The following is a 13,030-nucleotide window of genomic DNA, read 5'->3' on the forward strand; positions in this document are numbered from 1 at the left end:
GAGGAAGAAGATGTGCTCCGGCGGGGTGATTTTTTGGACAACAGTTTGATTTGGAACTAATCCTTCTCTTTGCTGTTCTTTTCCTTTTCTTGCAGTTCGCGCAGATACTCATCCAAACGGTCGAACCTCTCCTCCCAAATATGGCGGAAGGACTCCAGCCACTCGTCCAGCTCCATGAGCGATTTGGGACGCAGCTTGTAAATCCGCTTATTGGCGACCGGCTGCACCTCGACGAGTCCGGCATCGCTTAATACGCGAAGATGTTTGGATACTTGCGGCTGGTTGAGCCCAAGCCGATCGGCAATTTCCCCCACGGGGAGAGGAGCGTCGCGCAGAAGCTCGACAATGTCTAAACGGTTGGGCTCAGCAAGAGCACTGAAAGTCAATGCATTCATAGCCTCAACCCACTCTCAAACGATTTAATTTGCCCAAGTATTCATTATAGCGAGGCCTGGTGTTCCAGCACAAGCTTACCGGGACTGATCGATGGAATTTATATACTAAATATACCCCTTTTGGAATATTCCTGTCAAGGAATATTAAATGGTCAAGCTTTAACCCATGGCGGTTGGAGGATTGTTTATTCCCGCACTGGCTTTAGCTTAGGGTTAAAAGAAATAGTGAACCAATCTCCGCAGATAGCCATATATTAGATAAGAAAGAAGCCGCCGTTATGCCTTCTGCCATCGGAGGGAAAGTGGGACTGTGAACGTGTTCATCTTAAATCCGGAAGGCCGTTCCCTTATGGCCGAAATGACAGAGGAAACGGTTATACAAGAAGCGCCCTCCTGGTCCATTCATAAGATCGAAGGCCATCCCGGCGAATTCCTGAATGAAGCCATTACATGGGATGCCGAGCCCTTTTTTCTTACTTTATTGGCAGGTGAGCGAATGGAATCCGGTTTCCGGTCGGAGCTTCAATCCTGTCTGGATGAGCTTGCCTTCCATCATGCAGGACTCTGTCTCAGCGGAGACACTGCCATAAGGCCAGGAGATGACAGGCATTCAGCTTCCAGGGGACCGGTGGTTTGGCGCAAGGCTGCGGTGCTGGACGCCGGAGGCTTTGCCGCCAGGGACTGGCTTCCATTTGGCGGCTATGTACTGTATGAAATGATGCATCGCTTGTCGGCAGACTGGAGCTGGAGGGAATTCCCCGCGGCGCGATTGAGGAGCCAGCCCATCTCATATTCTCCATCCTGGAGAAAAGAGAAGGACCAGTGGCCGCGCATTGCTCCGCTTCTGACAAGGGACAATTCGCCTGTCAGCCCGGTTGAGCAGGACCCCATTTTCTCTATTGTTATTTGCACGTATAACAGCGCTGATTTCCTTCCCTGGTCCATCCGCAGTGTCTTTGAACAATCCTTTTCATCCTGGGAGCTGATCATCGTGGATGACGGATCCGGCGATGCGACGGCCGAGAAGCTGGAGCAGTTTCTGGAGAATCCCCGTGTGCGGCTTTTGCGCAGCGAACATAACCAGGGCAAATCCTGCTGCCTGAACCAGGCGGCTGCAGCTGCGAGGGGGAGCTGGCTTCTGGAGCTGGATGCCGACGACTGGCTTGCTTTTGATTGTTTGCAGACCCTGGCTGCATCCATTGCGGATGCAGACGGTATAAGCGTTCTTTACGCCAACCACGATGAATGGCTGATGCGCTCCAACCAAGAGCTCCTTTTCAGGCGAACCGTGTCATCCATGACCGAGTTGGACGAGAAGCGGCTCCTGGATGAAGCAGCGCCCATTGCTCCCCGTCTCTATCGCCTGACCGCTCTAAGAGAGATCGGCGGCTGGTGGGAAGAAGGCATATTTGATGGGCGGCTTTACGAGGATTTCCAGATGCTCAGCCGCATGTCCCGTTCTTTTTCCGCCCGGCATGTCCCTGATGTTCTCTACCACCGCAGACTCCGCCATACAAGCATCACCCGCTCCAACCAGGATAATTATGCGCAATGGAGGCACTGGTTTCGGTCAGCTATGGAAGAATGCGGACAAAATCGATATTTGGAATCAGCACATGAGCCTGCCCCGACACCGGGGAGTAGATGTTCTGAACCACCTGAATGATCAAGTTTCCTTCGGAAACGCCGACCAGCTTCCCTGTCAGAAATTGTCCCTCCTGAAAGCTCTCAACGTTCCGGCCGATGAAAGTTGTCATAATACCGGAAAAATTCATGATTAAGACCCTCTCTCCTTAATTGGAATCAGCTGAAGGAATTGATTTTTGCAATTCTGACAATCGCAGTCGTTCCGGAAGTTTCCAGAATCTCCAGATAATCGTCGCCAACGGCGATGAGCAGACCAGTCACGGATCCGGCAGGTGTTTCGATATTAATCGTCGTGCCTATTCTGGCTATGAACTGTTCTCTTATATCCTGATTCGTTGCCGACAAAGCGGTGAACTCATTTTGCAATACATTCACGTCATTGCGGGTCTGGTTCACGAATGTCGTCATGGACGAAACGCTTGCAGTCAGCTGCTCCAGGCTGGCCGACGAAGCCAGCACCTGCGCCTGAAGTCTTCTCAGGCTTGAATTGCAGGTTTGTTTACTTCTTTTCCTGCGCAATTTTGATTTATGGCAGCTGGAGACAATCCTTATTTTTCGATAGCCCTTTGGTTTACGGCAAGTGGAATGGAGACGTGACTTACGCAAACCCATGTTTTTCACCACTCCTTTTTGGTGGATAGTCCAGATAATGACAGAATATGCTATGGGTCATGCTCAGGGAACTCGTCTATATGAATTGGTTCATCCACCTATAAGGCATTCAGCAGCGGAATTCCATAATATAAGCATCCAGCTGGTAGCCCGCCTTGGCAAAAGCTTTTTGCGAAATGCTGTTCCCGGCTTTAATACAAGCCCGGATTGTCACGCTGCCGAAATATTTTTCGCATACTGCCGATGCAGCCTGAATGATTGAAGATCCATAACCCTTCCCCCGGGATGAAGGCGATAATATGATGCTGATGAGGACAAGCGACGGGGCCAGACGCTCCAGTCTGAAAGTGCCGATCGGCTCTTGTTCCTCCATAACCATCAGAATTTTCAGATCTTCGTTCAGGAGTGCCTTATTAAGCCAGCGTAGATGGGTCTCCCAATCCAACGGACCGCTTTCCAAGGACATTTCTCTAACCGCAGGTTCATTGCGCCAATCGAATAGCTGCTGTGCATCCTCCGCCGTCGCCTCCCGGATATCCATATACCGCTTCAGCCTCCTATTATCAGATCCCAGCTCAAAGGGGTCCCTTCATCAATATCCGCCACAGCCCTGGAATCCAGAATGAGCTCATAATATTTGGGCGGAAGGCCGTAACCCGGCCGGATAATTCTTGTATTTTGCCTGGTGAAAGCTTCCCCTTTCTTAATGTCCGCAGCCGCGTACAGGGATCTTCTGAATTGGAGCGATGCCTGCTGGGCTTCATCAGGGCCATATGCAATTTTTCCCATCGCCCGCCAGGCTTTATCGGACTCTTCCACCAGCAGCTTCATCTCAGCCGGTTCCATGGAAAAAGCCGAATCCACTCCGCCCTCCTGCCGCGACAGCGTGAAATGCTTCTCGATAACAGAGGCTCCCATCGTAATACTGGCAATGGCTACGCCCATGCCAAGCGTATGATCGGACAAGCCGACAGGGCAGTCAAACAGCTGCTGCATATGGGGAATTGTCGCAATATTGCAATGATCGACCGGCGCGGGATAAGCGCTGGTGCATTTTAATAAAATGATTTGCCCCGAGCCCGCCTCCCTGCATGCCGTTACAGCTTCATGCAATTCAGAGACAGTGGCCATTCCGGTTGAAATAATAACGGGCTTCCCGGTCGATGCTGCTTTGCGTATGAGCGGGAGATCCGTATTCTCGAAAGAAGCAATTTTGTAACAGGGGGCGCCAAGCGTCTCCAGAAAATCAACCGCCGTTTCATCAAACGGGGAGCTGAACACGATCAAGCCCAGCTTGCGCCCGTATTCAAAGATGGCCTGATGCCATTCCCAGGGGGTATAGGCCTGATTGTACAAATCGTATAAGGACTGACCATTCCATAAGCTCGCCTTGTCATTAATATGAAATTGACCGGATTGGATATTTAAGGTCATCGTGTCTGCCGTGTAGGTTTGGAGCTTCAGCGCGTGCGCGCCGGACATTGCGGCCTGTTCTACTATTTGGAGGGCGCGGTCCAGTGACTGATTATGATTGCCGGACATTTCCGCGATGATGAAGGGCTCCGCAGCAGAGCCGATTTTTCTGCCTGCGATCATGATTTCATTCATCCGTGTTCACCGCCTTATCGTTGGATAACCATGCAGGAATGAGCATGGCTGCATGCCGGTCGTAGTCCTTCATGATGCGTCTGGCTTTGACAGACATGTCAGCAGCAATCGAAGGCTGCTCCATGACATGTCTCACCGATCGGGCGATATCGTCCTCTGTGACGTTCTCAAACCATCCAAGATGAATAACGGCTCCTGCCTGGTGCAGGAATGCCGCTGCATCCGATTGATTATGGGCCACCGTCAAACAAAGTGCCGGAAGTCCCAGATAGCACCGCTCCCATGAGGTCGTCCCCACAGCGCCTATACAAAGATCGGCCTTCTGCATCAGGGTGGCCATGTCATCGCTGTGAAGGTGTACCTGCACCTGGGGCAGACCGGCGCATAAAGACTGAATTTCCGCCTGGTACGGATTGGCCCGGCCGATGACGACATCAATTTGGATAGAAGAAAATCCCGGCTGCTTGAAGGCTCTTAATATTTTACTTGTCTGATTCGTATGGTCGCTGCCTCCGAAGCTTACAAGAATCCGGTGGATGCTGCCGTCCCTGACGCGGGGTATCTTGGCCCTTTCCCTGAATTCGTTCCGCAGCAGGGCATGGGAGGGGCCGAGTAAGGTCAGGCAGCCGGGAGGCACATTCGCTCTCTGTGTATGAGCTGCAGCCTCATCGTAAATATTGGCATTAATAAGCAGGTCGCATGCATGCCGCCTGTGCACCCAATCATCAATGACAACCAGTTTGTTTACGAAGGGCTTGATCTTCAGCTCCCATGCAAGATCCAGATTATAATGGTCCACCAGAATCCAGTCGACGGGAGCATAAGGAGCCAGTATGGCAAGGGTTTGATCCGCGTCCTCCTCCCATCCTGCCGAAGCATCGAGACCGGCAAGGGAAATGACCGTGAACCCCTGCTGTGTAATGAAATGATTCAAATCACCCGGCAATACCCGGGTAATAAACTGGCACTGAATTCCTGAATCCCTCCACATTTCAGCCACTGTCAAGCATCTCATGATATGACCCGTTCCCATTTCAATGGAAGCATCAGCACGGATAAACATGTATCCTCACCTCCATAATGGCCTGTTTACCATTTTTTTTGCTCAATATGCGAGTTTAATCGGCTCCAATCCTTGTTCTGGTCCAGAAGCTGCAGAATATCCTCCATGCCAAAAAGGGGATTTGACGGGTAGAGCGCCTCCAGAATCAGCCGAATGAGTCGAAAGTCCTCTGGCGTATCGACGGTCAGGCGGTAGCGGCTCCAATCCTGCCTGTTGGTGAGCTGCAGGATTTCAAAGGAATCGGGATGCCTGTAAATGTACGGGGTAACATGCTCGCGATCCGATTCCTCGAAGGCTTCCGCGTGGGCCTTGGTCAAGGCATCGATTGAGAACACCTCTGTGTCAAGACCGCGCGGGAAGGTCCGTTGGAGAGTATTGGATACATAATCATAGGAAGCGGGCGAGTCCAGGTAAGCTTGAATGACCTGATCGATGATGCCGGGATCGTGCAGCGGGCAGTCTCCCGTAAGACGGACGACGATATCAGCGCCGCTTTGCAAAGCCGCTTCGTAATAGCGCTCCAATACATCAGATTCAGAGCCGCGGTAAAAGTTGACTCCAAGCGATTGGCATAACGCGGCAATCGGGTCATCCGCAGCTGAGACAGACGTGGCGACGATCAAATCGCTGATGAATGCCGATTCTTTCACACGCTCCAGCTGATAGCGGAGCAGGGGTTTGCCCAGTACCTCCTGAAGGACTTTTCCGGGCAGCCGGGTGGAATTCATTCTTGCCTGGACAATAGCCGCTATTTTCATAGGAACTGCTCCCCTGCTCACAATTTAGAATAATAATGCAGCACTTTTTTTAGTGCCGTGATCACATCATTAACATCCTTTCGCGACATTCTGGGAAATAAGGGTAGAGTGAGCAGCTCCTCGTACAGCTGCTCCGCTTTAGGGCAAAGGCCCGTCTCATATCCGAGCTGTTTATAGTAGGGATGTAGGTAAACTGGTAAGTAATGCACATTAACGCCAATGTTTTCCTTCCATAAAGCGTCATAGATATCCCTTCGGTCCGCATTCAAGCAACGGGTATTCAAGCGTATCGTATAGAGATGCCAGGACGATAGAGAAGCTGGAGACTGGGAAGGGAGGCTCAGCTCCCCCATATCCTTGAAAGCCTCCGTATATAGAGCCGCATATTCGCGGCGCAGCCTGAGAAAACGGTCGACCTTGCGGAATTGGCTGATTCCGAGAGCGGCCTGGAAATCTGTAAGCCTGTAATTATAGCCGAGAAACTGCATTTCGTGATACCATGCTCCGGGCTGCAGCGTAAGGCTGCCGGGGTCCCTGATAATGCCGTGGCTCCTGAACTGAACCAGCTTCTCGTACAAAGCTGCATCATGGGTGGTGACGGCTCCCCCTTCGCCTGTTGTTATATGCTTGACCGGATGAAAGCTGAAGCAGGCCATATTTCCCCCGCTGCCAATTTTTTGGCTGCCGTATTCGGCCCCAAGCGCGTGAGCCGCATCCTCAATCACGATCAGGCCATGCCTTGCGGCAATTTCCATAATGGCTGACAAATCAACGGGCTGACCTGCAAAATGCACGGGCAGGATCGCTTTGGTCTTATTCGTTATTTTGCTCTCAATGGAGGCAGGGTCGATATTATAGGTGTTTTCGTCGATGTCGGCGAATACCGGACTTGCCCCGCAGTACAAGATGCAATTGGCGCTTGCGGCGAAGGTCAGGGAAGTGGTGATAACTTCATCGCCGGGGCCGATTCCTGCCACGCAGCAGGCGGCGTGGAGAGCGGCTGTTCCGCTTGAGAAGGCTACGGCATAGGGGGCGCCGACATACTCCGCCAGCATCTGTTCGAACTCCGCCACGGAGGGGCCGGTGGTGAGAAAGTCGCTTTTCAGGATGTTCATAACCGCGCGGATATCATCATTTTCAATCCACTGGCCGCCATATTTCAACAGCTTTTTTCTTACGGGCTTCCCGCCCGTTATGGCTAACTTATCGATCGCAAACACATTCTTTCCTCTTTTTATTTCCGGAGGAGTAAGCCCGTTGGTATCCGCTGCAGAATCCGGTCGTCGATGTGATAGACGACCTCCGCCGGAGCGTCCAAGCGAAGCAAATCCGCATCCACAAGCAGGCGCTTCAAACCTGATTCGATCTGATAGACTTCAGGCCCTGAACCTTTAATCAAGCACCCTTCTGTAGGGAACAGCTCACGGTGCGTATCGGATGGTTCTGTCCCGGGGCTGTCCGCATCAATCATTTCACCGTCGGGTATTTGCGACAGGAGCCGATCGTCGATCTGATACACATCATCCCATCTGTATCCGGATTGCTGAAATACATCGGTCGATGAGAAGGGCCGCAAACAGCCGTTCTCAATTTTGCTTGCCTGCTGACTGCTGTTCTTGACCAGCATTCCGTCCTTGACTATAGGATTGGAAGGTGAGGGTGAAGGGGGATGTCCGGACAATTCATGAAGGAGCTTCAGAAGCTCAGGTCCCGCTAATTTCAGGGGATAAGCATAATCGGCAAACTGCTTTATTTTCAATTGGAGCTGCTCCCGCAATGCTGCGCTGCCGACCGCTTCCTTGATCTGACCGGCAAGACCCTCCGGCGTCAGCTGGATGAAGGGATGCATATCGTCGTAATAGCTGTACTGTTTTTCCGCATCCGGGTCCCTGAACACGATAACGGCTTTGCCGAATAACATGGCTTCCAGTCCCACCGTAGAATTTTCCATGACCACGATGTCAGTGTGGGGAATCAGATCGTATAGATCCACTTCTGGAGGGACGATCCGGACTGTGGGGAATTCCGTTTCCAGCTGCTGATATTCCGTAATCAGGCCTTTCTTCTTCTCCCAGGGATGCGGTTTGATCAAGACTTCCACAATCAGGGACTGCACGATCAGTTTTACCGACCGGGTGAATAAGGCTTTGTTCGTCTGCGGCTGCGTAATCATGAGTATTTTGGCTGTATCCGGCTGTAGCGACAACGAATGGATAATATTCGAAGCCGGCATGCGGGCCCGCGTATAAATGACATCGTAACGGGGATGCCCCACCATTTTGATTTGCTGGGGACCGGTCCCCTTGCCGGCATACCAATCCATTTCATACTGCCCGTAAACCGCCTGGACAGTCGCAAATACAGGAAGGAAGGCTTCTTCTCCCATAATGACTCCGTGCTGGAGACATACCGAGGGAACCCCCATGGATGCCCCGACCAGGCAGAGAACACGGCTTGTAAGATCCTCTGTCGTCCCGACGACTGCGCAGGACACCGGAACGTTCTGGAGCATCTTTTCCACAGACGACATCGCTTTAATCATCCGCGGAATATCGTCCAGCGTTCTGGTTTGAAACTGCTGGTCGCGAAAGACCGGATGATCGGCATATTGTGCAAACAGGCCGGCGCAAGCCTCCGTTAATTCCCGCACTGTATCGGACACATCCGTTTCATAATGACTCAAGGTAACAACCGGAATTCCCAGATAGGGTTTGCCGCGGGATAACAGCATGGTGGTTTGCGGGTCAAAGCGCTCCAGAAAAACGCTGGGCTGAAAACGGTGATACGTGCCGTTCACAAGAATTTTCCCGCCTTCACAGGGAGCCTCCTGTTTCACGAACGGCGTCATATACCGGTCAAATAAAGGCTGAATTTCCTGGTCACCGGTAACGGGATTTTTCAAAACGGCCTGAAACTGTGCTTCACTCATTGACCTTTTGATGTCATCGCTCAAATATTGATAGAAATTGGATAACAGTCCCAAAGGAATATGCTTATATTTGATGCTCTCAAAGGCTTCGATGAATTCGTTGAACAATGCCCAATAATGACGCAGATAGATGCTCATCCGATTTTTCCTGACTGCTGCTGCCTGAGCGACTCACGCAGCTCCCTGCAGTCAAGCTGCTGGGGGAGAAGCTGAATAAATTGCGATTTTTCCCTGGAGAACAACTGGCTGTGAAAGGATCCCTCCGTCATATAGTTGTCGTCCAGCACTTCATCCAAAGGATGAAAAGGCCAATAATGATTCAGTCTCCAAAAAAATCTGGCATCGCCAATCCGGTAATATTCAGGATTCTCATCCCAATAGGAGCCCCAGCGTTCATAAATCCTGGGCAGGATGGAGCTGCGATGCATAATGGAGCAATGATCCACCGCACAGGGAGCGAGCCAGGTCAGACGCCCGGCAGGCCGGAACACCGATTTGGTGATTGTGCCGTCATCTTTAATATGATTGGTAATGGATGAGGAGTAGACGATGTTCGCTTCGGGATTCTCGCTCAGGAAAGCTGTCATTTTCTCAAGTCTCTGCGGACGATACACATTATCATCCGTAATATACGTGATATAATCTCCTGTTGACAGGTCAATTGCCTGATTGATAAGAGAAGCATACCGGATAGTAGCCGCCCTTTCGGCAATATCTTTTGTTTGACTTTTAACATAGCGGATCCGGCTGTCCTGCAGATAAGCTGCGATGACCTGATCGGTTTCCTCATTTGAATTGTCATCCATTAAAAGGAGTTCGAAATCCGCGTGGGACTGACCAAGAATGCCTTCAATGGCTTTTCCGACAAAGGCCGGTTTGTTATAGCTTGTCATGATAACTGAAACTTTGCTCAAATGAAGTCTCCTTTCTATGATTAGTTCATTTCCATATGAAACTTCCAATCTGGTGAAGCTGCTGTAAGATGCTTGCACGATCCTTCAGTTTATTCAGTTTTCCCTTATTTGGTTACAGGGACAAGGGGAGATATGATAGTGGCAAGCCGTCACTTCCAAATTTAAAAACGTGAACCTATCGATTTATAGTAGAAACACAAAATCTGCCATCAACGCCCGCGCGCGACAGATATCCGGACAGGGCCGAAATGACGGATCTGGTTGTCAGCCCATTAATGATGTATACTGAATGATGGCACGGGGCATAAGTCTGGAGCTAAAGGACGGGTATTCTTGGAAGAAAAAGAAATATCAAGCCAATTATCAAGTTTTATCAGCAAGCTGCTGCGGGATCGCTTTGGCAAAGGACCGGAATCCATCCATATCTCTTATGATTCACGGTGCATTACCATGCATCTTCGCAATTTTATCGGACCGGTCGAGAAGCTGATGCTTCATCAGCAGAAGGAAGAGGCCTTTCGGGACACGCGCAAGCTGGTAATGGATTCGATAATCCCCGATTTGAATGAATATATTAAGGACACGCTTCATCAGGAAATTGAGGAATTTTTTTATGACTGGGATTTGGAGCATCACTCGGGTATTATGGTGGGATTGTTTTCCGGTAAAAAAAATAATGAAGATGACAGCTACGAAGGCAAAGATGCAATTCATGAAAGAGTGGGGCATATAACCCAAATTTGCGAGAAAATTCCGGACCGCATCCATTCTTACTGGACGAATTCCCGGACGCTGATCATCATCCGCTATGGTTTGCTGATCAAGATCGAGAAGCAGCTGCTGGAATTGGGCTATGAAGGAACGCTTCGGATATCCAAACGCGTGCTGGAGAAGCATCACTTTGCCCATGACGTGGATATGAAGCAAATTCTTGGGAAAACCGTTGAAGGCTTGTTCCTCGATTGGAAGTTTGAGAGGGACAAAAGCATTCTTGTGTATACATTTAAAAATTAAATACGTGGTCAAATTGACAAGATATATTTTTCATATACGCTAGTCAGGAGCCAAAGAAAAGCGGGATCGCTTTCTTTGGCTTTTTTTTTGTGCTTTTCGGCCAACAATTAAAGAAAGCAGGTGACGAATTGGATTATCGTGGACTGGATGAGACAATTGAACAAGTATGGAAGACCATGAATCAATTACTCCAGGCAAGCACGTTTTACTTGGCGGCAAGCGATAAGGTATCGACGATTATGCTGAAAGTCCACAACCGCAAGGAAGCTCTGCTGGAAGAAGGTGTAATTCTGCCTTATGAGCACTCCTATTGTCCGCTTCTTATGGAAGGGAGCATGGAGGCACTGATGATCGGGAATGTCTCTGAGCATCACTTGACGTCCGCCAAGCCGTTGACTACTGCGCTGAAGAACTGCTCCTTCATAGGTGTGCCTGTTACACTCGGCGACGGCCGTATATTCGGCACGTTGTGCGCATTGGACGACAGCTCCTCCCGTGTTTTTGATGACAAGGATGCAGTGCTGTTAGGCTCCATGTCCGCGTTGATTGGCTACGCTGTGGAATGGGATCTCTTGCAGGGAGAATTGCAGCTAATGAAGGAACAAGCAGAGAGGGCCCGGGAAAGCGTTGAACAGGCAAATGCGGAAAAAAGCCTTTACCTTAAAATGATCAGCCATGGCATCCGCACGCCCCTGAATGGAGTGATCGGAATGACCAGCCTCCTGCAGGATACGGATCTGTCGGAGGAGCAGCAGGATTATGCCAGAATCGTTCAACTCAGCGGCGAAGAGCTGATGGTCTTTTTGAACGATGTGGTGGATCTGGCGGAGATCGAAGCAGGTACCATGCTGCTGGACCATCTTCCTTTCGACCTGTATGGCTGTGTCGATGACATTATGGATAGGTTTGCCGGTCAATTGACGGGCAACGGGATAAGGTTGGAGAGCAGAATTAGCCCGCATATGCCTGCTGCCCTTTTCGGGGATCAGGCGCGGATCTGTCAGATCCTGGTCATGGCGGTGGGAAATGCGCTTAAATATACGACCAAGGGCATAATCTTACTATCAATCGAGCCCGGAGAGTTAAACGTTAGCGAGCATGAAATGGAACTGCTTATTAGGGTTGGAGGAACACATACCCGGATCCCAAATGAGAAAATAGAGCTGCTGCTGCATAATTTCGCAGCACTGAGCTTTTCGCATCGAGGCACCGATCAGGCGGCACTGGGACTAGAATGGGTTATTTCCAGACGATTGGTGGAAATGATGAATGGCCGCATATGGGTCGATATTTCGGAAGAGCAGGGGACGACACTCTATTTTTCCATAAAAGTAGATGCCGGCTAATGCTTCTTCATAAGCGGAAAAGCTGCAAGGTATAATTCCATCTATATCCGGCAGCATCTGGCATGTCTATAATAGAAGAGGGTTCGTGACAGTGGTGAACGCATTCTCCTATCTCTTGCCCTGAATCTGACATATAAGCTCATACGATTCGCTCCTGCCCAAAAACATGGCGGACCTTTTCGTCTACAGCATCTTGTCATTAGCCATTCCCATGGAATTTGTTATTCCGCAGGCAGCTGTGGAAAGAAGGAATTTTAATGAAAATTTCAATTTATTGAAAAAAGGGGTTGCATATATTTCTGGGCCATGGTATATTCTTATTCCGGCCGCTAAAACGGCAGGCAGCAAGAAAGAATTTGTTCTTTGAAAACTGAACAACGAGCGATCTGCCCTTTCACTTTTTTAAGTGAAAGAATAGCAATACTAGTACGTAATGAGTCATTTTATGGAGAGTTTGATCCTGGCTCAGGACGAACGCTGGCGGCGTGCCTAATACATGCAAGTCGAGCGGATTTCGTTGAAAGCTTGCTTTCAACGGAGTTAGCGGCGGACGGGTGAGTAACACGTAGGCAACCTGCCTTCAAGGCTGGGATAACATCCGGAAACGGATGCTAATACCGGATACACCATTTGGCTGCATGGCGAAATGGGGAAAGGCGGAGCAATCTGCCACTTGGAGATGGGCCTGCGGCGCATTAGCTAGTTGGTGGGGTAACGGCTCACCAAGGCGACGATGCGTAGCCG

The 13,030-nt window shown here is 50.2% G+C and carries 12 protein-coding genes and 1 rRNA gene; 4 read left to right on the forward strand and 9 right to left on the reverse strand.

The features are described 5' to 3' along the window. Nucleotides 1–56: 56 nt before the first annotated feature. Complete coding sequence (locus tag AC0YOB_RS31310) at nt 57–395, reverse strand: ArsR/SmtB family transcription factor (protein ID WP_475788000.1); 339 nt, start codon at nt 393–395, stop codon at nt 57–59. Nucleotides 396–744: 349 nt separating this feature from the next. Between AC0YOB_RS31310 and AC0YOB_RS31315 the strand changes: the two genes are divergently transcribed. Then, a complete protein-coding gene (locus tag AC0YOB_RS31315) occupies nt 745–2,061 on the forward strand; it encodes a glycosyltransferase family 2 protein (protein WP_475796116.1) in 1,317 nt (438 codons plus the stop codon). Nucleotides 2,062–2,198: 137 nt separating this feature from the next. On the opposite strand, the gene AC0YOB_RS31320 is transcribed toward AC0YOB_RS31315, so the two are convergent. The 8 genes from AC0YOB_RS31320 to AC0YOB_RS31355 form a co-directional block, all read right to left on the reverse strand. Then, the gene (locus AC0YOB_RS31320; protein WP_475787998.1) at nt 2,199–2,501 is read right to left on the reverse strand and encodes a DUF2642 domain-containing protein; all 303 of its coding nucleotides are present in this window, start codon (nt 2,499–2,501) and stop codon (nt 2,199–2,201) included. Between the two features lie 262 nt (nt 2,502–2,763). Then, entirely contained in the window at nt 2,764–3,195 is a 432-nt protein-coding gene (locus AC0YOB_RS31325; RefSeq protein ID WP_475787997.1) for a GNAT family N-acetyltransferase, read from the reverse strand. An 8-nt stretch (nt 3,196–3,203) separates the two neighbouring features. Continuing rightward, nucleotides 3,204–4,262: a pseudaminic acid synthase gene (gene pseI / locus AC0YOB_RS31330; protein ID WP_475787996.1), complete on the reverse strand. Its 1,059-nt coding sequence runs from the start codon at nt 4,260–4,262 to the stop codon at nt 3,204–3,206. Next, nucleotides 4,255–5,325, reverse strand: a complete 1,071-nt coding sequence (gene pseG / locus AC0YOB_RS31335) for a UDP-2,4-diacetamido-2,4,6-trideoxy-beta-L-altropyranose hydrolase (protein ID WP_475796117.1) — start codon at nt 5,323–5,325, stop codon at nt 4,255–4,257. Before pseG ends, pseI begins: the two co-directional genes overlap by 8 nt. A 26-nt stretch (nt 5,326–5,351) precedes the next feature. Beyond that, nucleotides 5,352–6,083 (reverse strand): cytidylyltransferase domain-containing protein, encoded by a 732-nt coding sequence (locus AC0YOB_RS31340; RefSeq protein ID WP_475787994.1) that lies wholly within the window; start codon nt 6,081–6,083, stop codon nt 5,352–5,354. Nucleotides 6,084–6,100: 17 nt separating this feature from the next. Beyond that, a complete protein-coding gene (pseC, locus tag AC0YOB_RS31345; RefSeq protein WP_475796118.1) occupies nt 6,101–7,303 on the reverse strand; it encodes a UDP-4-amino-4,6-dideoxy-N-acetyl-beta-L-altrosamine transaminase in 1,203 nt (400 codons plus the stop codon). Between the two features lie 14 nt (nt 7,304–7,317). Next, the gene (locus tag AC0YOB_RS31350) at nt 7,318–9,150 is read right to left on the reverse strand and encodes a capsular polysaccharide export protein, LipB/KpsS family (RefSeq protein ID WP_475796119.1); all 1,833 of its coding nucleotides are present in this window, start codon (nt 9,148–9,150) and stop codon (nt 7,318–7,320) included. Beyond that, nucleotides 9,147–9,926, reverse strand: coding sequence for a glycosyltransferase family 2 protein (locus tag AC0YOB_RS31355; protein WP_475787991.1), 780 nt, complete (start codon nt 9,924–9,926; stop codon nt 9,147–9,149). The genes AC0YOB_RS31350 and AC0YOB_RS31355 overlap by 4 nt, the downstream gene beginning before the upstream one ends. A 333-nt stretch (nt 9,927–10,259) precedes the next feature. Between AC0YOB_RS31355 and AC0YOB_RS31360 the strand changes: the two genes are divergently transcribed. From AC0YOB_RS31360 to AC0YOB_RS31370, 3 genes are all read left to right on the forward strand, one after another. Then, entirely contained in the window at nt 10,260–10,940 is a 681-nt protein-coding gene (locus tag AC0YOB_RS31360) for a Na-translocating system protein MpsC family protein (RefSeq protein WP_475796120.1), read from the forward strand. A 128-nt stretch (nt 10,941–11,068) separates the two neighbouring features. Beyond that, entirely contained in the window at nt 11,069–12,286 is a 1,218-nt protein-coding gene (locus tag AC0YOB_RS31365) for a sensor histidine kinase (protein WP_475796121.1), read from the forward strand. Nucleotides 12,287–12,728: 442 nt separating this feature from the next. Beyond that, a 16S ribosomal RNA gene (locus AC0YOB_RS31370) occupies nt 12,729–13,030 on the forward strand; the annotation flags it as partial.

It is taken from the genome of Paenibacillus sp. JT31N17 (assembly GCF_056269255.1).

Excerpts from the sequence above, each read along its gene's own strand:
- AC0YOB_RS31310 (WP_475788000.1), bottom strand. The coding sequence starts at position 395 with ATGAATGCATTGACTTTCAGTGCTCTTGCTGAGCCCAACCGTTTAGAC.
- AC0YOB_RS31315 (WP_475796116.1), top strand. The coding sequence starts at position 745 with ATGGCCGAAATGACAGAGGAAACGGTTATACAAGAAGCGCCCTCCTGG.
- AC0YOB_RS31325 (WP_475787997.1), bottom strand. The coding sequence starts at position 3,195 with ATGGATATCCGGGAGGCGACGGCGGAGGATGCACAGCAGCTATTCGAT.
- pseI (WP_475787996.1), bottom strand. The coding sequence starts at position 4,262 with ATGAATGAAATCATGATCGCAGGCAGAAAAATCGGCTCTGCTGCGGAG.
- pseG (WP_475796117.1), bottom strand. The coding sequence starts at position 5,325 with ATGTTTATCCGTGCTGATGCTTCCATTGAAATGGGAACGGGTCATATC.
- AC0YOB_RS31340 (WP_475787994.1), bottom strand. The coding sequence starts at position 6,083 with ATGAAAATAGCGGCTATTGTCCAGGCAAGAATGAATTCCACCCGGCTG.
- AC0YOB_RS31350 (WP_475796119.1), bottom strand. The coding sequence starts at position 9,150 with ATGAGCATCTATCTGCGTCATTATTGGGCATTGTTCAACGAATTCATC.